A 20,407-nucleotide genomic window follows, 5' to 3' on the forward strand; every position below is an offset into this window, starting at 1 on the left:
GTGGCAATTCGTGTGCCCCCGATCACAGGAGTCCCGTGGCCTCCATCTCTGCCGAGAAGCTCTACAAGGTCTTCGGCCGCCGTCCGCAACGCGGCGTCGACGCCCTCGAGAACGGCGCCACCCGCGCCGACCTGCGCCAGCAGGGCCTGACCCCTGCCGTCATCGACGCCTCCTTCGACGTCAAGGAGGGGGAGATCTTCGTCGTCATGGGCCTGTCCGGGTCCGGCAAGTCCACCCTCATCCGCATGGTCAACGGGCTGCTCGAGCCGACCAGCGGAACCGTGTCCATCGACGGCGACGACGTCACCCGGCTCACCGGGGAGAAGCTGCGCCGGGTGCGCCGCGACAAGGTCAGCATGGTGTTCCAGCACTTCGCGCTGCTCCCCCACCGCACCGTGGGCGAGAACGCCGCCTACGCGCTGGAGATCAGCGGGGTCGGCCGGTCCGACCGCGAGAAGCAGGCCGACCGGGCGCTGGAGATGGTCGGCCTCGGCGGCTGGGGCGGGTCCATGCCCGGTGAGCTCTCGGGCGGCATGCGTCAGCGCGTCGGCCTGGCCCGCGCGCTGGCCTCCGGCACCGACATCATGCTCATGGACGAGGCGTTCAGCGCCCTGGACCCGCTCATCCGTCGGGACATGCAGGACCAGCTCATCGAGCTCCAGCACCAGCTGGGCAAGACCATCCTCTTCATCACGCACGACCTCAACGAGGCCATGCGCCTCGGCGACCGGATCGCCATGATGCGCGACGGACGGATCGAGCAGATCGGCAGCGCCGAGGAGATCCTCAACAACCCGGTCAACAACTACGTCGCGGAGTTCGTCCAGGACGTCGACCGCACCCGGGTGCTCACCGCCGCCAACGTCATGGAGCCGCCGGTCGCCGTCCTCGGGACCGAGCAGGGGCCGCAGACCGCCCACAAGCTCATGCGCGAGCACCAGACCACGATCCTGCCGGTGGTCCGCCGCGACCGCACGCTGGCCGGTCTCGTCCACGAGCGCGACGTGGCGAGCGCCGTCCGGGACAACGGGGAGATGCGCGTCGTGCCCGCCGAGCAGGTCGGCGTGGTGCGGGCCGACGACCACCTGGTCGACCTCTTCTCCCACGCCACCGAGCACGCCCTCCTCATCGTGCTGGACGCGCAGGACAAGGTCGCGGGCGTCATCCCTCGCGTCACCCTGCTGGCCGCGCTGCGCACCAGCCCGGCCCAGCCTGACGGGGGCGGCGACGAGCCGTCCGAGGCACCCGATCCCCAGCTGCAGCCGACCGGAGGTGCCGCATGAACGAGAACGACTCGATCGTCCCCCGCATCCCTGTCGGCGAGTGGGGGGACTCCGCCCTCGACTGGATCAACGACAACTTCGAGTGGTTGCTGGACTTCCTGGCGACCGTGCTGGACTTCCTGGTCACCACCCTCACCGACGCCCTGGTGACCGTCCCGGCCCTGGTGCTCGTCGTGGTCTTCGCACTCATCGGGATGCTCGTCCGCTCCTGGGAGCTGGCCGTCGGCACGGTCGTCACCTTCCTGCTCGTCATCGCGATGGACCAGTGGGTGACAGCGATGCAGACCCTCGCCCTGGTCCTCATCGCCACCCTGGTGGCCATCCTCATCGCCGTCCCGATCGGCATCCTGGCCGCCCGCAACGACCAGGTCAGCGCCGTGGTCAGACCGGTGCTGGACTTCATGCAGACGATGCCGGCCTTCGTCTACCTCATCCCCGCCGTGGTGTTCTTCGGCATCGGCGTGGTGCCCGGCATCTTCGCGACGGTCATCTTCGCCCTGCCCCCGGGGGTCCGGCTCACCGAGCTCGGCATCCGCGGGGTGGACTCGGAGACCGTCGAGGCCGGCCAGGCCTTCGGCGCGACCCCGGGCCAGATCCTGCGCGGGATCCAGCTGCCGCTGGCGACGCCGACCATCATGGCCGGCGTCAACCAGGTCATCATGCTCTCGCTGTCCATGGCGGTCATCGCCGGCATCGCCGGCGCGGACGGCCTCGGCAAGGAGGTCGTGGCCTCCATCTCGACCCTCAACGGCCCGCAGGGCATCGAGGCCGGCCTGTCCGTGGTCATCATCGCCATCTACCTCGACCGGGTCACCGCCGCGCTGGGTCGACCCGGCGACTACCCGCACTCGGGCCTGAGCATGCTGCGGCGAAAGGCTGGTGAAGATTCCGACTCCGGCTCTGCCGCCTCTGACTCCGCCAAGTCCGAGGGCGACGAGCGGTCGTCCGTCGGTCCCCAGACCCGCATGTAACGAGATCGTCAGCCACCCACATACCAGACCACACAGAACGGACCGTCCCGTGGCGGTCGCACCAGAAGAAGGGAAGCAACCAGTAATGACACTGCGACGCAACCGCACGATGACCTTGGCCGGGGCCGCTCTGGCCACCAGCCTCACCCTCGCCGCCTGCGGCGGCGGGGACTCCGGCGGCGACTCCGAGGCCGGCGGTGACGGCGGCAGCTCGGAGGCCGGCGGCGCCGAGGGCACCATCACCATGGGCTTCATCCCGTCCTGGACGGACGGCCTGTCCACCGCCTACCTCCTCGAGGACCAGCTCACCAAGCTCGGCTACGAGGTCGAGATGGAGGAGCTCACCGAGGCCGCCCTCCTCTACACCGGGCTCGCCGAGGGTGACGTCGACATGTACCCCTCGGCCTGGCCCGAGGTGACCCACGCCCAGTACATGGAGGAGTACGGCGACCGGATCGAGGACCTCGGCGCCTACTACGACAACGCGAAGCTCACCTTCGCGGTGCCGTCCTACACCGAGATCGAGTCCATCGCCGACCTGACCGGCAACGCCGACATGTTCAACGGGCAGATCATCGGGATCGAGCCGGGCGCGGGCCTGACCGCCGCCACCCAGGACTCGGTCATGCCGACCTACGACCTCGAGGGCGACTACGAGCTGGTGACCTCCTCGACCTCCGCCATGCTCACCGAGCTGGAGAGCGCCATCAACGACGAGGAGGACATCGTCGTCACGCTGTGGCAGCCCTTCTGGGCCAACAGCGCCTTCGACGTCAAGACCCTCGAGGACCCGGAGGGTGCGCTCGGCGAGGCCGAGGCGCTGCATTTCCTGGGCACCCAGGGCTTCGCCGAGGAGTTCCCGGAGGCCGCTGAGCTCATCGCTGGCATCGAGCTGGACGACGAGGAGTACGGCGCGCTGGAGGACATGGTCGTCAACGAGTACGGCGAGGGCCAGGAGGCCGAGGCGATCGACGCCTTCCTGGAGGAGTACCCCGACGCCTTCGAGACGATCGTCACCGAGGAGGGCTGAGCCCCACCGCACGATCCGACGGCCCTGCGGCAGCACGCCGCAGGGCCGTCGGCGTGCCAGGCGATTTCCCGACCCGCGTGACCGCTTGGAAGACTGGACCACCATGTCCACCACGTCCCGCATCTCCGTCGAGCTCGTCCCCCGCAGCCCGGAGTCGGTGCGCTCGGAGATGGCGCAGGTCGCCGCACGGCTACCCGTGGTCGACACCATCAACATCCCCGACCTGCTGAAGTTCGACCTGCGCAGCTGGCAGGCGACCGAGGTCGCCCGTGAGGCGACCACCCGCGGTGACGGCGCGGCATACCGGACGATCCCGCACATCCGGGCCGCGGACGTGGACCCGGACGCCGAGCTGCCCATGGCGCGGGAGGCCCGACGCACCGGCGAGCTGCTCGTGGTGTCCGGCGACGACGCCGACTACTTCCACTCCGCGACCTACCCGGTGGACGCCGTCGACGTCATCCGGCGGTTGCGCAGCGAGCTGCCGGGGGTGACCATCTACGCCGGCCTGGACCCGTACCGCCAGGCGATGACCACCGAGATGCGCTACCTCGACCGCAAGCTCGCGGCCGGGGCCAGCGGCATCTTCACCCAGCCCTTCTTCGACCTGCACCTCATGTCCGCCTGGGCCTCGGTCCTCCCGCCCGAGCTGCCCGTGTGGTGGGGTGCCACCTCGGTGACGACGGACGGCGCGATGGGCTACTGGCGCCGCCGCAACCGGGTCGTCTTCCCCCGTGGCTTCGACACCTCGATCGGCTGGCAGCGCGACTTCGCCCGGCGGGTCGTCGACTTCGCCCGCGACCGCGGCCACCACGCCTACCTCATGCCGGTGCGCGCCCCCCTGCTGGACTACCTCGGCGGTGTCCTCGACGAGGCCTGACCTGCCGCGGCCGGGTCTGTCGCACCCTCCTGCGAGAGTGCTCGGATGACGACGAGGTGGGGGACGCGCTCCGGTGACCCGCTCGCCGCCGACGCCCGGCTCGGGGAGCCCTCCCGGCCGGTCGCCGGGCAGGGCGACGGGAGGGTCCGTCGCGCCGTCGTCCTCATCCACGGCATCGGCGAGCAGGAGCCCACGGGCACCCTGCGGGGCTTCCTCGACGGCCTGGGCGTGGGCCGCGCGGCCTGGAGCAAGCCCGACCGGGTCAGCGACAACCTCGAGCTGCGCCGCATGTCCCTCTACGGCCGCTCCTCCCGCCGGGCCCCGACCGACCTCTACGAGCTCTACTGGGCGCACCACGCCCCGACGTCGAGCGCGCCGCAGGTCCTGGCCTGGCTGGGTCGGCTGCTGCGCCGACGGTCGGGGTGGGCCGGCGGTCCCGCCGCCCCCGCCCTCAACGTGCTGACCCTCGGACTGCTGCTCACGGTCGCCGCGGCGGCGCTCATCGCCGTCGTCATGGTCTCCCGCGAGGGGGTGCGGGCCTGGCTCACCCAGCCGCCCTTCTGGGTGGCGGCCGGCCTGGCCGGGGCGCAGACGGCCGTCCGTCCGCTGCTCACCCGTCGCCTGGCCGACGCCGAGCGCTACCTCACGCCCGACCCGTCCGGCGTCGCCGCCCGGACCGACATCCGCACCGAGGGACTGGAGCTCATGCGGCGGCTGCACACCTCCGGCGTCTACGACGAGATCGCCGTGGTGGGCCACTCCCTCGGCTCGGTCATCGGGTACGACATCCTGCGGCTGTTCTGGGACGAGGCCCGCCATCCCACCTTCGAGAAGGCCGGTCCGCAGCCGGAGGCCGAGCGTCTGGTGCTCGACTACAGCGACGCGCTGGGCCTGGAGGCCGGCGAGGTCGAGGTCTTCCAGCACGTGCAGCGTCGGCTCTGGCGGGAGTGCCGCGAGCGCGGCGTGCCGTGGCTCGTCACCGACTTCCTCACCCTGGGGTCGCCGCTGGCGCACGGTCGCCTGCTGCTCGACACCCGGGCCTCCTCGCTGCAGCGTCGTCAGGACGACCTCGAGCTGCCGATGTGCCCACCGATGCCCTCGCTCGCACCGTCCGCGGACGCCGACGAGCGCTCGGGGTCCTTCTACCCCGCCGTGCTGAGGAGGGGCGACCTCGAGCGGACGGTGCTCGTCGGCAACCACGGCGCCCCCTTCGGGCCGACCCGGTGGACCAACCTCTACTTCCCGGCGCGATGGCTCGCGTTCGGCGACCCGGTGGGCGGGCCGCTGCGCGGGGTCCTGGGCACCGGCATCCGCGACGTGGCGGTGCACCACTCGGGGCGGCACCGCCCCGGGTGGCACCGCCTGCTGCCGCTACACGACCACCTGCGCTACTGGGACCCGCTGCCGGGTGCCGGGCAGCGACGGGCAGCTACCGTGGAGTGCGTGCCGACGATCCGGGCCGTCCTGGGCCTGGAGCCGGAGCCCGGCACCGACCCGACCGGTGACCGAGGAGACGAACGATGACGCAGCCACGCAGCTACCCCGGCCCCCGGATCGTCGTCGCGCAGGACGTCGACGCCGACCCGCAGGCCGTGTATGCCGCGTGGACGGACCCGCAGGTCCTCGCCACCTGGTGGTGGCCCGGCCTGCCGGACACCCGGCACACCGTGGACGCCACCGTGGGAGGTCGCTTCGAGGTGAGCTCGCAGGTCGCCTCGCTCGGGGCCGCGGGCCACTTCACCCGGCTCGAGCCGCCGTCGCTGGTGCAGCTGGCGTGGCGGTGGGAGAGCGGGGAGGGTCAGGAGGAGGACGACCTGGTGACCGTCGCGCTCACCGGCCACTCGCACGGCACCCTGGTCGTGCTGACCCACGAGATCGCGCAGGCCGACGCGGACACCTCCATGCGCGACGGCTGGATCGGGGCGCTCCACGCCCTCGCGGCGACGGTCGGCCGGTCAGCGGGCTGAACCACCCGTCGCGCCGCCGACTCCCCGCCGCTGCGGCGCGTCGCCCCGCCGCCGCGCTCCTCAGAGCCGGCGGAAGCTCGTCGCCAGCAGGACCGGTTCGCCGACGGCGTCGCTGGCGTCGAGGTCGCACTCGGCCTCGACGACCCAGTCCAGGTCGCCGTCGGGGTCGGTGACGGTCTGGCTCACCCGCCAGACCCGCTGGGCGGTGCCGTCGCCGATCCGCGCCTGGGCCGGGGGCACCGGCTCGACCCGCAGGTGCTGCGGGCCCCGGGCGTCCGCGTCGAGGACCACCTGGTCGTGGTCGTCGTAGAACGCGCCCACCGCGTCGTCCCAGTCCTGCCGCGACATGAGGGGTTCGATCGCCGGCTCGGGCAGCGCCGCCACCTGGGCCTCGAGGTCGCCCAACGCCTCCCAGGCATCGTCGGCGACCAGCTCGACCCGACGCCACATCGCGTTGCGCACCATGACCCGGAAGGCGCGCTCGTTGCCGGTGATGGGCCGCGCCGGGGGTGGCGGCGCCCCGGCGGCGGCCTGACGAGCCGCCTCCTCGACCCGGTCCGGGTCGGTGAGCGCCTCCCACTCCTCCAGCAGCGAGGAGTCCGTCTGGCGGATCGTCTCCCCGAGCCAGTGGACGAGGTCGTGCAGCTGCTCGGTGTAGGCCGTCTCCGGGACCGTCTGCCGCAGCGTGCGGTAGGCGTCGGTCAGGTAGCGCAGCACCACGCCCTCGGAGCGGGCGAGCTGGTAGTAGCCGACGAACTCGGTGAAGCTCATCGCCCGCTCCCACATGTCCCGGACCACCGCCTTGGGGGACAGGGCGTCCTCGCGCACCCAGGGGTTGGACTGGCGGTAGGTCGACAGCGTGGCCTGCAGCAGCTCGGCCAGCGGCTGCGGCCAGCTGACCTCCTCCAGCTGGGCCATGCGCTCGTCGTACTCCACGCCGTCGGCCTTCATCTGCGCGACCGCCTCGCCGCGGGCGCGGTAGCGCTGGGCGAGCAGGATGGGCATGGGGTCGTCGAGCACCGCCTCGACGACGGAGACCACGTCGAGCGGATAGGTGGGGGCCTCGGGGTCGAAGAGGTCCAGCGCGGCCAGCGCGAACGGCGCCAGCGGCTGGTTGAGGGCGAAGTTCTCGGCCACGCCCGGCCCCAGGTCGACGCTGCGGCCCCCGTCCCCCGGAGGGTCCAGGCGCACCAGCACCTCGGTGTCCAGCAGGGACCGTCCCAGGCTCACCGCCTGCCGGGCCAGACGGTTCTGCGCCGCCGGGGTCTCGTGGTTGTCGCGCAGCAGGCGCGTCAGGTGCGCGACCGGGTCGCCGCGCCGGGCGACCGTGTTGAGGATGACCGCGTGGTCGACCTTCATCTTGGACTGCAGGGACTCCGGCTCGGCGCCGACGAGCTTGGCGTAGGTCTGCTCGCTCCAGGAGACGAAGCCCTCGGGCGGCTTCTTGCGCTGCACGCGTCTCTGCTTCTTCGGGTCGTCCCCGGCCTTGGCCAGCGCCCGCGCGTTCTCGATCGTGTGCTCGGGGGCCTGCACCACGACATACCCCGCGGTGTCGAAGCCCGCGCGCCCCGCGCGCCCGGCGATCTGGTGGAACTCGCGCGCGCGCAGGACCCGCTGACGGGAGCCGTCGAACTTCGCGAGCCCGGTGAACAGCACGGTGCGGATGGGCACGTTGATGCCGACCCCGAGGGTGTCGGTGCCGCAGATGACCTTGAGCAGCCCGTCCTGGGCCAGCTGCTCGACGAGCCGGCGGTAGCGCGGCAGCATCCCGGCGTGGTGCACCCCGATGCCGTGCCGGACGAGCTGGGACAGGGTCCGGCCGAAGCCCGCGGTGAAGCGGAACGCACCGATCCGGGTCCGGATCGCCTCCTTCTCGGCGGCGTCGACGAGCTTGGGCACCGACAGCAGCGACTGCGCGCGCTCCAACGCCTCCCGCTGGGTGAAGTGGACGACGTAGATCGGCGCCTGCCGCTCCTCCAGCAGCTCGGTGATGGTGTCGGGCAGCGGGGTCATGGCGAGGGACTCCGCGAAGTGCAGGGGGACCGGCCGCTCCGCGCCCGCGACGAGGGCGGTGTGCCGTCCCGTGCGCCGGGTGAGGTCCTCGCTGAACCGGCTCGTGTCCCCCAGCGTGGCCGACATGAGGACGAACTGCGCCTGCGGCAGCGTCAGCAGCGGCACCTGCCAGGCCCAGCCGCGCTGGCCGTCCCCGTAGTAGTGGAACTCGTCCATGACGACGACGCCGATGTCGGCGCCCTCCCCCTCGCGCAGAGCGATGTTGGCGAGCACCTCCGCGGTGCAGACGACGATCGGGGCGTCGGCGTTGACGGCCGCGTCGCCGGTGAGCATGCCGACGTTCTCCGCCCCGAAGGTCCGGCAGGCGTCGAAGAACTTCTCGCTGACCAGCGCCTTGATCGGCGCGGTCAGGAAGGCCACCTCGTCGCGGGCCAGCGCGAGGAAGCAGGCCGCCGTCGCCACGAGGGACTTGCCGCTCCCGGTGGGTGTGGCGAGGACGACGTTGCTGCCCTCGAGCAGGTGCAGCAGCGCCTCCTCCTGGTGGGGGTAGAGCGTGGTGCCGCGGTCGGCCGCCCAGGCGGCGAAGGTGTCGAAGACGGTGTCGGCGTCGGGGGTGCCGCCACCCTCTCCCGTGGACGGGAGCCGGTCGGTCAGGGTCTGGTCGGTGGCCATCTCCTCCATTGTCGGTGATGGGCGCCCGGCTGCCCGCCTCGCCGCGCGTCGCCCCGGTCACGTCGGGCACGATGGGCAGATGCTCAGCGTCGATCTCGCCCGCCGGCTGCACGAGGCCGGTCTCATCTGGTCTCCCCTCGCCGGGGACCGCTTCGTCGTGGATCGCTCCGGGATGACGCACGACGTGTTCTACCTGGCCGACATGACGGTGGAGGTGCACGAGTTCGTCGGCGGGTCGGTCATCGGCTTCAACGGGGTCGCCGAGTGGGCCCTGGACTCGGTCGCGCTGGACGACACCACCTGGCTGCCGCGGGAGGACCAGCTGCGCGCGGTGCTGGGTCACGACTTCGTCGGTCTCGGGCTGCGCCGCAGCGACGACGAGAGCAACGAGGACCACGGCGGGATCGAGTACGCCGTGGTCGCACTGGTCGAGGGCTCGCCCACGACCTTCGCGCACCAGGACGCCGAGGAGGCCTACGGGCTCGCGACCCTGGCGGTGCTCCGCACCCGCCACTGAGACCGTGGACGTGGTCGTCCAGCGGCTACTAGCCTGAGGCATGCCGCCGGACGAGACCGAGTTCTTCCACACCGACCGGGCGCACTACGAGTACCTGCGGCAGCAGCGGGAGGCCGCGGAGGACGCGGCGGCCAGGGAGCGGTCCGCACGCTCGGGGTGCGGTCTGCTCTGGCTGCTGCCCGCACTGCTCGCCGTGGCGTCGGTGGTTGCGCTCGACGACGTGCTGGCCGCCTACCCCAGCTGGTCCGGGGGCCTCCTGGGGGTCGTCCCGCCGGACTGGGTGGACGCCGCCGGTGAGCGCTGGTGGGCGGCCCTCCTCCTGGGCCTGGGCGTGCTCACCCCGCTCTGGCTGCTGGCGTGGGCGGTCGCCGTCGTCCGCCGACAGGTGGCGGTGCACCTGCGCCGGGGATGGCTCCTGGGTCCGCTGCGCTGGGCCTGGCTCACCCTGGCGACAGCCGCGCGGGCGCTGCTCACCCTCGCCGGTCTGGTCACCGCGTGGCAGGTGGTGCGACTCTCCCGCGCGGTGCCGCTCCAGGAGGTCGCCGACGTGCGGACGCCGACGCTGGTGGTGGTGGTGCTGGTCGGGGTGGCCTCGGCCCTGAGGGCTCTGGCCCTGCACCGGCAGCTGCCGTCGGCAAGTCCGGTCAGCGGCGGATGGTGACCTGCGGGGCGTACAGCTCCATCGCCGCGAGCGCCCGCTCGTGCGCCTCGTCGCTGGACCCCGCGCAGGCGGCCGCCGCGACCTCGACGGTGCAGCCGGCGTCGGCGGCGGCCAGGGCGGTCGAGAGCACGCAGCAGTCGGTGGCGACGCCCGCCAGCACGAGGTGCGCGTCGGCGCCGACGACGTCGTGCAGCCGCTCGCCCCACTTGCCGAAGGTTGGCTCGGTGACGGTGTGCGGCAGCCGCAGCTCGGCGATCTCGTCGACCAGGTCGAAGACGGGGTCGTGCTGCTCGCGGTCGGCGAACGGGAAGCGCTCGAGATAGGCCACCCAGGAGCCGTGCCGCACGTGCGGCGGCACCCAGCGGGTCTGGACCACCCGGCCCGCGTGCTCGTCCACCAACGCCCGGATGGGCCCGAGCGTCTCGGCGAACCGGGGGGCGCACCACTCCGAGGCCGGGTCGGCGAAGATCCGCTGGGCGTCGACGACGACCAACCAGGGCTGCGACGTCATACCTGCTCCTCCAGCTCCTGGCGCCGGACGATGCGACGGCCGAGGACCAGCCAGCCGACGAAGCCGATGGCGAGCGCCACCAGCACGCCGAGGTTGGCCCACGCCCAGGTGCCCTCCTTGCCGCCCAACCCGAGCGGACCGAGCAGGTAGCCCTGCCAGTTGTTCCACGCGGCGGCCTCGGCGAAGGTGTTGATGACCAGGCCCCAGCCGACGACGGCCGCGACGCCCATGATCCCGACGGCGGTCCAGTTCCAGTCGCCGTAGCGACCGCGCGGGTCGAAGAGCGCCTGCTCGTCGTAGTCGCGGCGGCGCAGCGCGACGTCGGCCATGAGGATCCCGGCCCAGGCGGCGATCGGCACGCCCAGGGTGATGAGGAAGCTCTGGAACGGCGCGAGGAAGCTCTGGGCGAAGAAGACGACCCAGATGGTCCCCAGGGTGAGGATGGTGCCGTCGATGAGCGCGGCGGCGGGCCGGGGGATGTCGATCCCGAGGGAGAGCAGGGTGAGCCCGGAGGAGTAGATCCCCAGGACCGCGCCGCTGACGAGGGCGAGGACGGCGGCCAGCAGGAACGGCACGAGGAACCAGATCGGCAGGATCGTCGCGAGGGTGCCGATCGGGTCGTTGACGATCCCCTCCTCGAGCTCGGGCTGCGACCCGATGAGCAGCAGGCCGTAGAGGACGAGCAGGGTCGGCGCCAGGGCACCACCGAGGGTGTTCCACAGCACGATGGCGCCACCGCTGGCGTCCCGACGCTGGTAGCGCGACCAGTCCGCGGCGATGTTGATCCAGCCCAGCCCGAACCCCGTCATGAGCAGCACCAGGGCTCCGATGACCGCCTCGGTCGGACCGGCCTCGCGGGAGGTGACGGCCGCGAGGTCGATGCGGTCCCAGGTCATGAGGATGTAGGCGGTCGTGGCGGCACCGGTGAGCCAGGTCAGGACCGACTGCATCCGCATGATCGTGTGGTATCCCGCGACGGAGGCGCCGACGATGAGCGCCGCGATCACCGCGCACGCGAGCACCGAGGTGAGAGTGCCCCCGCCCCACCCCAGCTGGGTGAACACGGTGGCGGTCGCCAGCACGGCCATGATGGCCAGGAACGTCTCCCAGCCCATCGAGATGAGCCAGGAGAAGACGCCGGGCACCTTCTGCCCGTTGACGCCGAAGGCGGCCCGCGAGAGGACCATGGTGGGTGCCGACCCACGCTTGCCGGCGATGGCGATGATGCCGCAGGCCAGGAAGGAGGCCACGACCCCCAGGACGGTCACCAGCACCGCCTGGGCGAAGCTGATGCCGAAGCCGAAGACGTAGCTCGCGTAGCTGATCCCGAAGACCGAGATGTTGGCGGCGAACCAGGGCCAGAAGAGGTCGTGCGGGCTGGCCGTCCGCTCCGCCTCCGCGATGATCTCGATGCCGTTGGTCTCGACCAGGCGCCGCTCGGTCTCGCTGAGCCGCGGCGCTGCTGCCGGGGAGGTCTGGCTCATGGGCCTACTGTCCCACAGCGCTGGGCTGGCGGTGTGTCGGTGCCACCCCCTACCGTGAGGGGTATGACGATGCGCCCGGCCCCCCTCGCCGCCCTGGTGGCGGCCGCCCTGGTCGGCGCCGCACTGACGACGCCCGCCGTGGCCGCGCCGTCCCGCGGGCCGGACCGGCCGGTCCAGCTCGACGTGCGCTTCGCGACCTTCAACGCCTCGCTCAACCGAGCCGGCGAGGGGGAGCTCACCGCCGACCTGTCCACCGGCGAGGACCAGCAGGCCCGCAACGTGGCCGAGACGATCCAGCGCGCCGCCCCGGACGTGGTGCTCGTCAACGAGTTCGACTACTCCCGGGACAACGTCGACCTCTTCCGCGACCACTACCTCGCCGTCGGCCAGGGCGGTGCCGAGCCGATCGACTACCCCTACGCCTACATCGCCCCCTCCAACACCGGGGTGCCCAGCGGCTTCGACCTCAACAACGACGGAGAGGTCGGCGGGCCGGACGACGCCTACGGCTTCGGGGAGTTCCCCGGGCAGTACGGCATGATCGTCTACTCCCGCTTCCCGATCGACACGGACGCCGTCCGCACCTTCCAGCGCTTCCGCTGGACCGACATGCCGGGCAACCTCATCCCGAGCGGGTTCTACGACCCGCAGGAGCGACGGGCCCTGCGGCTGTCGAGCAAGTCCCACTGGGACGTGCCGATCCGGGTCGGGACCAGGACCGTCCACCTGCTGGCGGCGCACCCCACTCCCCCGACCTTCGACGGTCCGGAGGACCGCAACGGACGCCGCAACCACGACGAGATCCGCTTCTGGGCGGACTACGTGGCCGGCCCGCAGCACTCGCGCTACATCTACGACGACCGAGGTCGCACGGGCGGGCTGCGTCCAGGCGAGCGCTTCGTCATCGCGGGCGACTACAACGCCGACCCCGTCGACGGGGACTCCCGTGACGGGGCGATCAACCAGCTGCTCGACCACCCCCGGGTGAGCACGCAGCTGGTGCCGGACAGCGACGGAGCGGTCGAGGCGGCCGAGGTGCAGGGCGGGGCCAACGACTCCCACGTCGGCGACCCGGCCCACGACACCGCCGACTTCAACGACGATCCGGAGCCGGGCAACCTGCGGGTCGACTACGTCCTGCCCAGCAGGTCGCTGCCGGTGCGGGACGCCGGCGTCTTCTGGCCGACCAGCGACGACCCGCTCTTCGACCTCGTGGGTACCTTCCCGTTCCCCACCAGCGACCACAGGCTGGTCTGGACCGACGTCCGGTTGCCGCACCGCCGCTGAGCGGGCCGGTTACGGTGGGGGCATGACGGACGGAGCAGACGGGCGAGGGTCCGGGGACCCGCACCAGACCACAAGCGATCGCGTGCCGCCCCTGCCGGGTCCGCCGGTCACGGGCCCCGGCGACGACGTCGACCGCCCCGTGACGATCGTCGGCGGCCCGGCCGCCGAGGACTCCCCCGACTGGCGACCGGGCGTCCCTCCCGAGCAGACCGAGCCGGCACGGCGTCCCGCTGATCCGCCGGCCCCCGCCCCGGCTCGCATCACGAGCTTCTTCAGCTCGACCCACCGCATCGGGCGCTGGCAGGTCCCCGAGGTCCTCACCGTGTCCGGCGGCTTCTCCGAGACGGTCCTGGACCTGCGCGAGGCGGTCGTCACCTCGCGCGTGGTGGAGCTGCGCCTCAACGACATCTTCTCCAGCTGCAAGGTCATCGTTCCCCGGGGGGTGGGGGTCGACGTGCAGGGTGGGAGCGCGCTCTTCAGCAGCCTCAGCGGTGACTACGAGGGCGTCTCGGACCCCGGTCGCTGGCGGCTGACCATCGCCCACAACGGCGCCTTCAGCAGCGTGGAGATCGTCTCGCTCGACCCGGGCGAGAAGGAGCCGAAGTGGTGGCACAAGCTGTTCTGAGCCACCGGACGGGGCGGCCGGTGCCAGGGGCAGGCGGCGGGAGCTAGCCTGGGACGTCGCGGTCGGTCCTCGTGCACCGGCTGCGGGCCTCTAGCTCAATTGGCAGAGCTGCGGACTTTTAATCCGTAGGTTGTGGGTTCGAGCCCCACGGGGCCCACGTCCAGGCCGGGTCCGGCCTCACCCGTCTGACGCGGCCGACGTCCACGGGCCTTCTTCCCTCGCACCTGAGCGCTCACCCGCACCGAGATACTACGATACGTAGTATTCTGGCCCCGCGCCCTCCTGCGGCGCTGCAGGTCCCCATCGAACGGAAGGATCGAGATGAAAGCCGCCGTCGTCCCCTCGCTCGGAGCCCCTCTGGAGATCCGTGACGTCCCCGTCCCCGAACCGGGCCCGGGTCAGGTCCTCGTCAAGGTCGAGGCCTCCGGGCTGTGCCACACCGACATCCATGCCGCCCGCGGAGAGTGGCCGGTCCGCCCGAAGATGCCGCTCATCCCGGGCCACGAGGGCGTCGGCACGGTGGTCGCCCGCGGGGACGGCGACCTCCCCGTGGAGGAGGGTGACCGGGTGGCGGTCCCGTGGCTGGGTCACGCCTGCGGCCACTGCCGCTACTGCGTCGCAGGCTGGGAGACCTACTGCCTGAGCCCCCAGTACACCGGTTACACCGTGGACGGCGGGTATGCCGAGTACGTGCTCGCGCACGCCTCGCACGTCGTCCCCGTGCCCCAGGGGGTCACCTCCTTCGACGCCGCCCCGCTCACCTGTGCGGGCGTCACGACGTTCAAGGCGCTCAAGGTCGCCCACCCGCAGCCGAACGAGACCGTCATGGTGGTCGGGATCGGTGGGCTGGGTCACCTCGGCCTCCAGTACGCCTCGGTGTTCGGGGCCAGGACGGTGGCGGTGGACGTCGAGGACGAGAAGCTGCAGCTCGCCGGCGAGCTGGGGGCCGACCACACGGTCGACGCCCGGTCGGGCCGGCAGGAGGAGGAGCTGGCCGCACTGGGTGGGGTGGACGTGGCGCTGGTCACCGTGCCCTCCCCCGCGGCCATGCACGCGGCGCACGCCTCGCTCAACCCGGGCGGACGGCTCGTGCTGGTCGGGCTGCCCGCGGACAACCGGCTGGAGCTGCCGGTGTTCGAGACCGTCCTCAGGGGGATCTCGGTGATCGGCTCGCTCGTGGGCACCCGCAACGACCTCGCCGACTGCTTCGCCCTGCACGCCCAGGGACGCACCCGCGTCGTCGCCGAGCCACGGCGCCTCGAGGACGTCAACGACTGCTTCGAGGAGGTGCTCTCGGGTCGCGTCCCCGCGCGCCTCGTCTTCGACCTGTCCGCGAGCGCCTAGGCAGGCAGCCCGTACAGCATCCCTCCTTCCCGTGGGCGGGCAGGAGGGGCTACCCCACGCGACGCCGGAACAGCACCACGGCGACCGTGTAGGCCAGCACGAGGGCGCCGACGCACCAGGCGAGCGCCACCCAGATCTCCCCACCGACCGGGTCTCCGGCCAGCAGGGCCCGCAGGCTGTCCACGACGGAGGTCACCGGTTGGTGCTCGGCGAACCACCGGACCGGTGCGGGCATGGTGGCGGTGGGCACGAAGGCCGAGCTGAGGAAGGGCAGGAAGATCAGGGGGTAGGAGAAGGCGGTCGCGCCGTCCAGGGACCGGGCCCCCTCGCAGGTCCAGGAACACGCGGTATGCCGTGTAGGCGACACCGGTCGCGATGGTGATGAGCAGGATGCCCGGCAGCAGGTAGTCGACGTAGGCCTCCCCGCCCGACGACCCGGCCGCCGGGCCCTCCACGCCGGCCTCGATCGCGCCACCGAAGACGTAGACGAAGAGCAGCAGGAAGGCGATGGGCATGACCGCCGTCGTGACGATCGTGTCGGGGCTGCGCAGGACGTGGCGCAGCGATCGGCGGGTCAGCGCGGCCGTCTCGTGCAGGGCGTGCGTGCTCATCGTCCGTCCTCCACGTGCTCGCCGGCGTCGGCCGGGTCGTCCCCGACGAGCGCCAGGAAGATCTCCTCCAGGGTCGGCTGCTTCTCGACGTACTCCACCGTGGTGGGGGGCAGCAGGGCGCGCAGCTCGGTGAGGGTGCCCTCGACGAGGACCTTGCCGCGATGCAGGATCGCGATGCGGTCGGCGAGGTTCTCCGCCTCCTCGAGGTACTGCGTCGTCAGCAGCACGGTGGTGCCGGCGGCGGCCAGGGTGGACGGCGTCCCACACCTCGAGGCGCCCCTGCGGGTCGAGGCCGGTGGTCGGCTCGTCGAGGAAGACCACCGGTGGGCGCCCCGTCAGGCTCATGGCGATGTCGAGGCGCCGCCGCATACCTCCCGAGTAGGTCGCCACGCGCCGACCGCCCGCCTCGACGAGGGAGAACTGCTCGAGCAGCTCCCGCGCGCGCCCGCGCGGGCCCGGCAGGTGCCAGAGCTGACCCATGAGCACCAGGTTCTCCCGGCCGGTGAGGACCTCGTCGACGGCGGCGAACTGGCCGGTGAGGCTGATCGAGCCACGGACCTCGGCGGCCCGGGTCACCACGTCGAGGTCGCAGACCGTCGCGGTGCCGGCATCCGGGGGCAGGAGCGTCGACAGGATGCGCACCAGGGTGGTCTTGCCGGCGCCGTTCGCGCCCAGGAGGGCGTGAATGCTGCCCCGGTCGACCTCGAGGTCGATGCCGCGGAGGACGTCGACGCCGCCGAAGGACTTCCTCAGGCCGTGCACCTCGATCGTGGGCCCGGCGGTGGTGGTCGTCATCCCCGCGCTCCGTGCTGCTCGAGGGAGGAGGCGCGGGCGATGGTCTCGTCGAGCCGCCGCCGCTGGTGGGTCACCCACCGTGCGTCGTCGTAGGTGGCGAGGAAGGTCTCGGCGAACTCGACCGGGTCCGCGCCCACGACGTCGGTGACGGACAGACCGTCGGCCGCGCTCTGCTCGAAGAGCTCGACGAGGTCCTCCAGCATCTGCACCAGCACGTCACCGCGGGCGATGCCGCCCGTCACCACGACATACCGGTCCAGGCCTTCGACCGCGGTGCGGTGGTGGGCAGGGAGGGCCCGGCGCCGAACCTTGTAGCGCCAGTAGCGCCGCTTCTGCTCCCACGGGCCGGTCACCCTCTCGATCCAGCGTGCCGCCATGCTCACGCACCATCCTCTCGGAGCTGGTCCAGTCGTTCGGTGAGGAAGCTCCAGGTCCTCCAGAACTCGGTGAGGTCCTCGCGACCGCGGGCGTTGAGGGTGAAGACCTTGCGCGGCGGACCCTTCTCCGAGGGCACCCTCTCGACGTCGACCAGGCCGCGTTGCTCGATGCGGATGAGCAACGCGTACACCGTCCCCTCGGCGAGGTCGGTGAACCCCTGGTCGCGCAGCCGCGCGGTGATCTCGTAGCCGTAGGCGGGACGCGTGGACAGCAAGGCCAGGACGACGCCCTCGAGGACGCCCTTGAGCATCTCCGTCGACTGCCTGCCCACCGCCGCTCCCGTCTACTCAGTGTTGCTGACTACCGGTACATAGTATGACTAGGCACCGAGGGGCGCAAGGGTCCGAGCACCTGTCGGACCGGGCACCCATACTGGGAGGGACCCGAGCGACGGAGGAGACCCGTGACACCCACCCTCGACCCCGAGCAGACCCGCTACCTCCCCGGACTGGTGCGCGCCTACCTGACCGCGCGCGACACCGGCCGGTATGCCGACGCCGCCGCCCTCTTCGCCCCGGACGCGGTGGTGGAGGACGACGGCAGGACGCACACGGGCATCGACGCGGTCTCCGAGTGGGTCATCGAGTCGGCCACCGCCGTGGAGCACACCACCACCCTGCTCGGCCACACGGTCGTCGACGACCGGACCGTGGACGTCCTCGTCCGCATCGACGGAGCCTTCCCGGGCGGGACCGCCACCCTGCGCCAGCGCTTCCTCACCGACTACGGCGTCATCCGGCGCCTGACGATCGAGCCGGCCCCGGCGCCCGATCCGACCTCTGACTGACCACCCGGACCTATGCTGGGGTGCGCAGGCCGACAGGACCCGAAGGAGCATCATGACCGTCACCCATGACACCCACGGCACGCACACCCACCAGCACGGCGAGAGCTGCGGGCACGTCGCCGTGGAGCACGACGGGCACACCGACTACCTGCACGACGGGCACGCCCACCATCCGCACGAGGACCACTACGACGAGCACGAGTCCGACGCCCACGTCGCGGCGCAGGACCACGACCACGACCACACCCACGGCGAGGGGTGCGGCCACGAGACGGTCGAGCACGGCAACCACGTCGACTACCTCCACGGCGAGCACCGTCACGCCCCCCACGGCGACCACTACGACGAGCACTGACTAGCGGGCACCCGGCCCGCCGCGTCAGCTCGCGTCAGGCCGGGTCCACCCGGTCCAGCACGCGGGTGAGCACCCGCAGGAGAGCGTCGCGCTCCTGCGCGCTCATCCCGTCGAGGAAGACCTGACGGACCGTGCGCACGTGGTCGGGAGCGGCGCCCTCCAGGGCCTCCCGACCGGCCGGGGTCAGCACCACGAACGACCCGCGGCCGTCCTCCGCGCACTCCACCTTCTCCACCAGCCCCCGGGCGCCCATGCGGCGCAGGTGGTGCGAGAGCCTCGACCGCTCCCAGTGCATCTCGTCGGCCAGCGCCGACACGCGCAGCCGCCCCTCCCCCGATTCCGAGAGCCGCACCAGGGTCTCGAAGTCCTGCAACGACAGGTCGCTGTCCTCGTGGAGCGCTCTCCCCATGGCTGCCGGCAGCTCGGTCTGCACGCGCAGCCAGGCGCGCCACAGACGCATCTCGTCCTCGTCGAGCCAGGGAGCGGCGGGTGCGGTGGGCATGGGTCCAGACTAACACTTGCGTGACACGTCAACAACATCTACAGTGACAGTTGACCGATCAACTACTCGGGAAGGACCCTCATGACCGACGTCACCCCCACCTCCACCTCCCTGCACGACCTGGACGGCACCTACGCCATCGACGCCTCGCACAGCCGTGTCGGCTTCTCGACCCGGCACGCGATGGTCACCAAGGTCCGCGGCGCCTTCAACGAGATCGAGGGCAGCGCCACCACCGGCCCCGGCCTCCAGGACGCCTCCGTGCAGCTGACCATGCAGGTCGCCTCGGTCGACACGCGCTCCGCGGACCGGGACGGGCACCTGCGCTCGCCGGACTTCTTCGACGTCGAGAACTACCCCACGATGACCTTCACCTCGACCGAGGTCACCGCGGTGGACGACGACACGCTGCGCGTCACGGGCGACCTGACGATCAAGGACGTCACCCGCCCCGTCACCGTCGACTTCGAGTACGCTGGAGCCGCGACCGACCCGTTCGGCAACCAGCGCATCGGCTTCGAGGGCTCCACCGTCGTCAACCGCAAGGACTTCGGCCTCACCTGGAACGCCGCGCTGGAGACCGGTGGTGTCCTGGTCGCGGAGAAGGTTACCCTGGAGTTCGAGATCTCGGCCATCAAGTCCGTCTGATCTCGCCACACACTCCCCCGGACCGTGCCTGCAACCGGTCCGGGGTGAGCGCGGCCCCGCTGGACCTGTGACCCGGCGGGGCCGTCGTCATGTCCGGGGACGACTCACCGGACGCCCTGCGCACGACGCAGGCGGCGCCCGCCCGCGTGTGCCGCGCGCTCAGCTGCGGAACTGCGTGAACTCCGCGGTCTGCGGGTCCGGGAACATCCGCTCGTCCGTGTCGAGACCGCTGATCGCGCTCATCTGCGCCTCGTCCAGCTCGAAGCCGAAGACGTCGGCGTTGGAGACGATGCGCTCCGGGGTCGCGGACTTGGGGATGACGATGCGGCCCTCCTGCAGGTGCCACCGGATGACGACCTGTGCCGGGCTGACGCCGTGCGCCTGCGCCGCCTCGGTCACCGGCGCGAGCTCGAGGTCGGCGCCCTGGCCGATGGGCGCGTAGGCCTCGACCGCCACCCCGGCCTCGCGGGAGGCCCGCTGGGTCTGCGGCTGCTGGAAGGAGGGGTGGACCTCGATCTGGTTGACCGCAGGCGTCACCGACGCGCTCCTCAGCAGCTCGGCGAGGTGGTCGGGGAGGAAGTTGGACACACCGATGGCCCGGACGGCACCCTCGCCCTGCAGCTCCTCGAAGACCTCCCAGGTCTGCCCCGCGAGGCCCTTGCCGGGCACCGGCCAGTGGATGAGGTAGAGGTCCACGGCGTCCACGCCGAGCGCCTCGCGGGAGTTCTCGAAGGCCGCCCTCGCCCGCTCGCGCCCCTGGTCCCCGTTGCGCAGCTTCGTCGTGAGGAAGACCTCGTCCCGGGCCAGGCCGCTGGCCCGGAGAGCCGCGCCGACCCCCGCCTCGTTGTAGTAGCCCGCGGCGGTGTCGATGTGCCGGTAGCCGGCCTCCAGCGCAGCCTCCACGACCCGCTGGGTCTCCTTCTCGTCCACCTGGAAGGTGCCGAAGCCGAGCTGGGGGATGGTGACATCGGGGCTGAGGGTGATCGTTGGCTGACTCGTCATGCATCCCACGAAACGTCGGGCACA

The 20,407-nt window shown here is 71.8% G+C and carries 21 protein-coding genes, 1 tRNA gene and 2 pseudogenes; 15 read left to right on the forward strand and 9 right to left on the reverse strand.

What is annotated here, in order from left to right; all coding sequences use genetic code 11:
- Window positions 1-35: 35 nt before the first annotated feature.
- From AVL62_RS01960 to AVL62_RS01985, 6 genes are all read left to right on the forward strand, one after another.
- Window positions 36-1,283, forward strand: coding sequence for a quaternary amine ABC transporter ATP-binding protein (locus tag AVL62_RS01960; RefSeq protein ID WP_058890011.1), 1,248 nt, complete (start codon window positions 36-38; stop codon window positions 1,281-1,283).
- On the forward strand, window positions 1,280-2,254 hold the full coding sequence (locus AVL62_RS01965; protein WP_058890012.1) for an ABC transporter permease: 975 nt from the start codon (window positions 1,280-1,282) through the stop codon (window positions 2,252-2,254). The genes AVL62_RS01960 and AVL62_RS01965 overlap by 4 nt, the downstream gene beginning before the upstream one ends.
- A gap of 85 nt (window positions 2,255-2,339) precedes the next feature.
- Window positions 2,340-3,284: a glycine betaine ABC transporter substrate-binding protein gene (locus tag AVL62_RS01970; protein WP_058890013.1), complete on the forward strand. Its 945-nt coding sequence runs from the start codon at window positions 2,340-2,342 to the stop codon at window positions 3,282-3,284.
- Window positions 3,285-3,387: 103 nt separating this feature from the next.
- A complete protein-coding gene (locus tag AVL62_RS01975) occupies window positions 3,388-4,164 on the forward strand; it encodes a methylenetetrahydrofolate reductase (protein WP_058890014.1) in 777 nt (258 codons plus the stop codon).
- Window positions 4,165-4,209: 45 nt separating this feature from the next.
- Complete coding sequence (locus AVL62_RS01980) at window positions 4,210-5,688, forward strand: hypothetical protein (RefSeq protein ID WP_058890015.1); 1,479 nt, start codon at window positions 4,210-4,212, stop codon at window positions 5,686-5,688.
- The gene (locus AVL62_RS01985) at window positions 5,685-6,131 is read left to right on the forward strand and encodes an SRPBCC family protein (protein ID WP_058890016.1); all 447 of its coding nucleotides are present in this window, start codon (window positions 5,685-5,687) and stop codon (window positions 6,129-6,131) included. The genes AVL62_RS01980 and AVL62_RS01985 overlap by 4 nt, the downstream gene beginning before the upstream one ends.
- A 60-nt stretch (window positions 6,132-6,191) precedes the next feature.
- Here AVL62_RS01985 and AVL62_RS01990 read toward each other — a convergent pair whose 3' ends face one another.
- Complete coding sequence (locus AVL62_RS01990; protein WP_058890173.1) at window positions 6,192-8,816, reverse strand: DEAD/DEAH box helicase; 2,625 nt, start codon at window positions 8,814-8,816, stop codon at window positions 6,192-6,194.
- Between the two features lie 79 nt (window positions 8,817-8,895).
- On the opposite strand from AVL62_RS01990, the gene AVL62_RS01995 reads away from it, so the two are divergent.
- Together AVL62_RS01995 and AVL62_RS16815 are read left to right on the forward strand one after the other, a co-directional pair.
- Entirely contained in the window at window positions 8,896-9,333 is a 438-nt protein-coding gene (locus tag AVL62_RS01995) for a hypothetical protein (RefSeq protein ID WP_058890017.1), read from the forward strand.
- Window positions 9,334-9,373: 40 nt separating this feature from the next.
- Window positions 9,374-9,994 (forward strand): hypothetical protein, encoded by a 621-nt coding sequence (locus AVL62_RS16815; protein ID WP_058890018.1) that lies wholly within the window; start codon window positions 9,374-9,376, stop codon window positions 9,992-9,994.
- Here AVL62_RS16815 and AVL62_RS02005 read toward each other — a convergent pair.
- A complete protein-coding gene (locus tag AVL62_RS02005) occupies window positions 9,978-10,505 on the reverse strand; it encodes a cysteine hydrolase family protein (protein ID WP_058890019.1) in 528 nt (175 codons plus the stop codon). The two genes, AVL62_RS16815 and AVL62_RS02005, sit on opposite strands and share 17 nt — an antisense overlap.
- Window positions 10,502-11,989, reverse strand: a complete 1,488-nt coding sequence (locus AVL62_RS02010; protein ID WP_058890020.1) for a purine-cytosine permease family protein — start codon at window positions 11,987-11,989, stop codon at window positions 10,502-10,504. The genes AVL62_RS02005 and AVL62_RS02010 overlap by 4 nt, the downstream gene beginning before the upstream one ends.
- Before the next feature lie 63 nt (window positions 11,990-12,052).
- On the opposite strand from AVL62_RS02010, the gene AVL62_RS02015 reads away from it, so the two are divergent.
- The 4 genes from AVL62_RS02015 (at window position 12,053) to AVL62_RS02030 (ending at window position 15,245) form a co-directional block, all read left to right on the forward strand.
- Window positions 12,053-13,276 carry an endonuclease/exonuclease/phosphatase family protein gene (locus AVL62_RS02015; protein ID WP_058890021.1) on the forward strand — a complete coding sequence of 408 codons (1,224 nt, stop codon included), beginning with the start codon at window positions 12,053-12,055 and terminating at the stop codon, window positions 13,274-13,276.
- 82 nt (window positions 13,277-13,358) lie between these two features.
- Window positions 13,359-13,901: a hypothetical protein gene (locus AVL62_RS02020; RefSeq protein ID WP_058890022.1), complete on the forward strand. Its 543-nt coding sequence runs from the start codon at window positions 13,359-13,361 to the stop codon at window positions 13,899-13,901.
- Between the two features lie 84 nt (window positions 13,902-13,985).
- Window positions 13,986-14,058 (forward strand) — tRNA-Lys (locus AVL62_RS02025).
- Window positions 14,059-14,222: 164 nt separating this feature from the next.
- Window positions 14,223-15,245, forward strand: coding sequence for a zinc-dependent alcohol dehydrogenase (locus AVL62_RS02030; protein ID WP_058890023.1), 1,023 nt, complete (start codon window positions 14,223-14,225; stop codon window positions 15,243-15,245).
- A 49-nt stretch (window positions 15,246-15,294) separates the two neighbouring features.
- Here the strand turns inward: AVL62_RS02030 and AVL62_RS16370 are convergent.
- From AVL62_RS16370 to AVL62_RS02050, 4 genes and pseudogenes are all read right to left on the reverse strand, one after another.
- Window positions 15,295-15,856: pseudogene (locus AVL62_RS16370) on the reverse strand (ABC transporter permease).
- Window positions 15,853-16,651, reverse strand: a pseudogene (locus tag AVL62_RS02040) (ABC transporter ATP-binding protein). The pseudogenes AVL62_RS16370 and AVL62_RS02040 overlap by 4 nt, the downstream one beginning before the upstream one ends.
- Window positions 16,648-17,028: a DUF1048 domain-containing protein gene (locus AVL62_RS02045; protein ID WP_058890025.1), complete on the reverse strand. Its 381-nt coding sequence runs from the start codon at window positions 17,026-17,028 to the stop codon at window positions 16,648-16,650. The pseudogene AVL62_RS02040 and the gene AVL62_RS02045 overlap by 4 nt, the downstream one beginning before the upstream one ends.
- Before the next feature lie 2 nt (window positions 17,029-17,030).
- Window positions 17,031-17,360, reverse strand: a complete 330-nt coding sequence (locus tag AVL62_RS02050; RefSeq protein WP_058890026.1) for a PadR family transcriptional regulator — start codon at window positions 17,358-17,360, stop codon at window positions 17,031-17,033.
- Between the two features lie 132 nt (window positions 17,361-17,492).
- On the opposite strand from AVL62_RS02050, the gene AVL62_RS02055 reads away from it, so the two are divergent.
- The gene (locus AVL62_RS02055) at window positions 17,493-17,876 is read left to right on the forward strand and encodes a nuclear transport factor 2 family protein (protein WP_058890027.1); all 384 of its coding nucleotides are present in this window, start codon (window positions 17,493-17,495) and stop codon (window positions 17,874-17,876) included.
- A gap of 52 nt (window positions 17,877-17,928) precedes the next feature.
- On the forward strand, window positions 17,929-18,231 hold the full coding sequence (locus tag AVL62_RS02060; RefSeq protein WP_058890028.1) for a hypothetical protein: 303 nt from the start codon (window positions 17,929-17,931) through the stop codon (window positions 18,229-18,231).
- Between the two features lie 34 nt (window positions 18,232-18,265).
- On the opposite strand, the gene AVL62_RS02065 is transcribed toward AVL62_RS02060, so the two are convergent.
- On the reverse strand, window positions 18,266-18,733 hold the full coding sequence (locus AVL62_RS02065) for a MarR family winged helix-turn-helix transcriptional regulator (protein WP_058890029.1): 468 nt from the start codon (window positions 18,731-18,733) through the stop codon (window positions 18,266-18,268).
- Between the two features lie 81 nt (window positions 18,734-18,814).
- Between AVL62_RS02065 and AVL62_RS02070 the strand changes: the two genes are divergently transcribed.
- Window positions 18,815-19,381, forward strand: a complete 567-nt coding sequence (locus AVL62_RS02070; protein ID WP_058890030.1) for a YceI family protein — start codon at window positions 18,815-18,817, stop codon at window positions 19,379-19,381.
- A 159-nt stretch (window positions 19,382-19,540) separates the two neighbouring features.
- Here AVL62_RS02070 and AVL62_RS02075 read toward each other — a convergent pair whose 3' ends face one another.
- Entirely contained in the window at window positions 19,541-20,383 is an 843-nt protein-coding gene (locus AVL62_RS02075) for an aldo/keto reductase (protein ID WP_058890031.1), read from the reverse strand.
- Between the last annotated feature and the right edge of the window lie 24 nt (window positions 20,384-20,407).

The organism is Serinicoccus chungangensis (genome assembly GCF_001483745.1).
GTDB lineage: Bacteria > Actinomycetota > Actinomycetes > Actinomycetales > Dermatophilaceae > Ornithinicoccus > Ornithinicoccus chungangensis_A.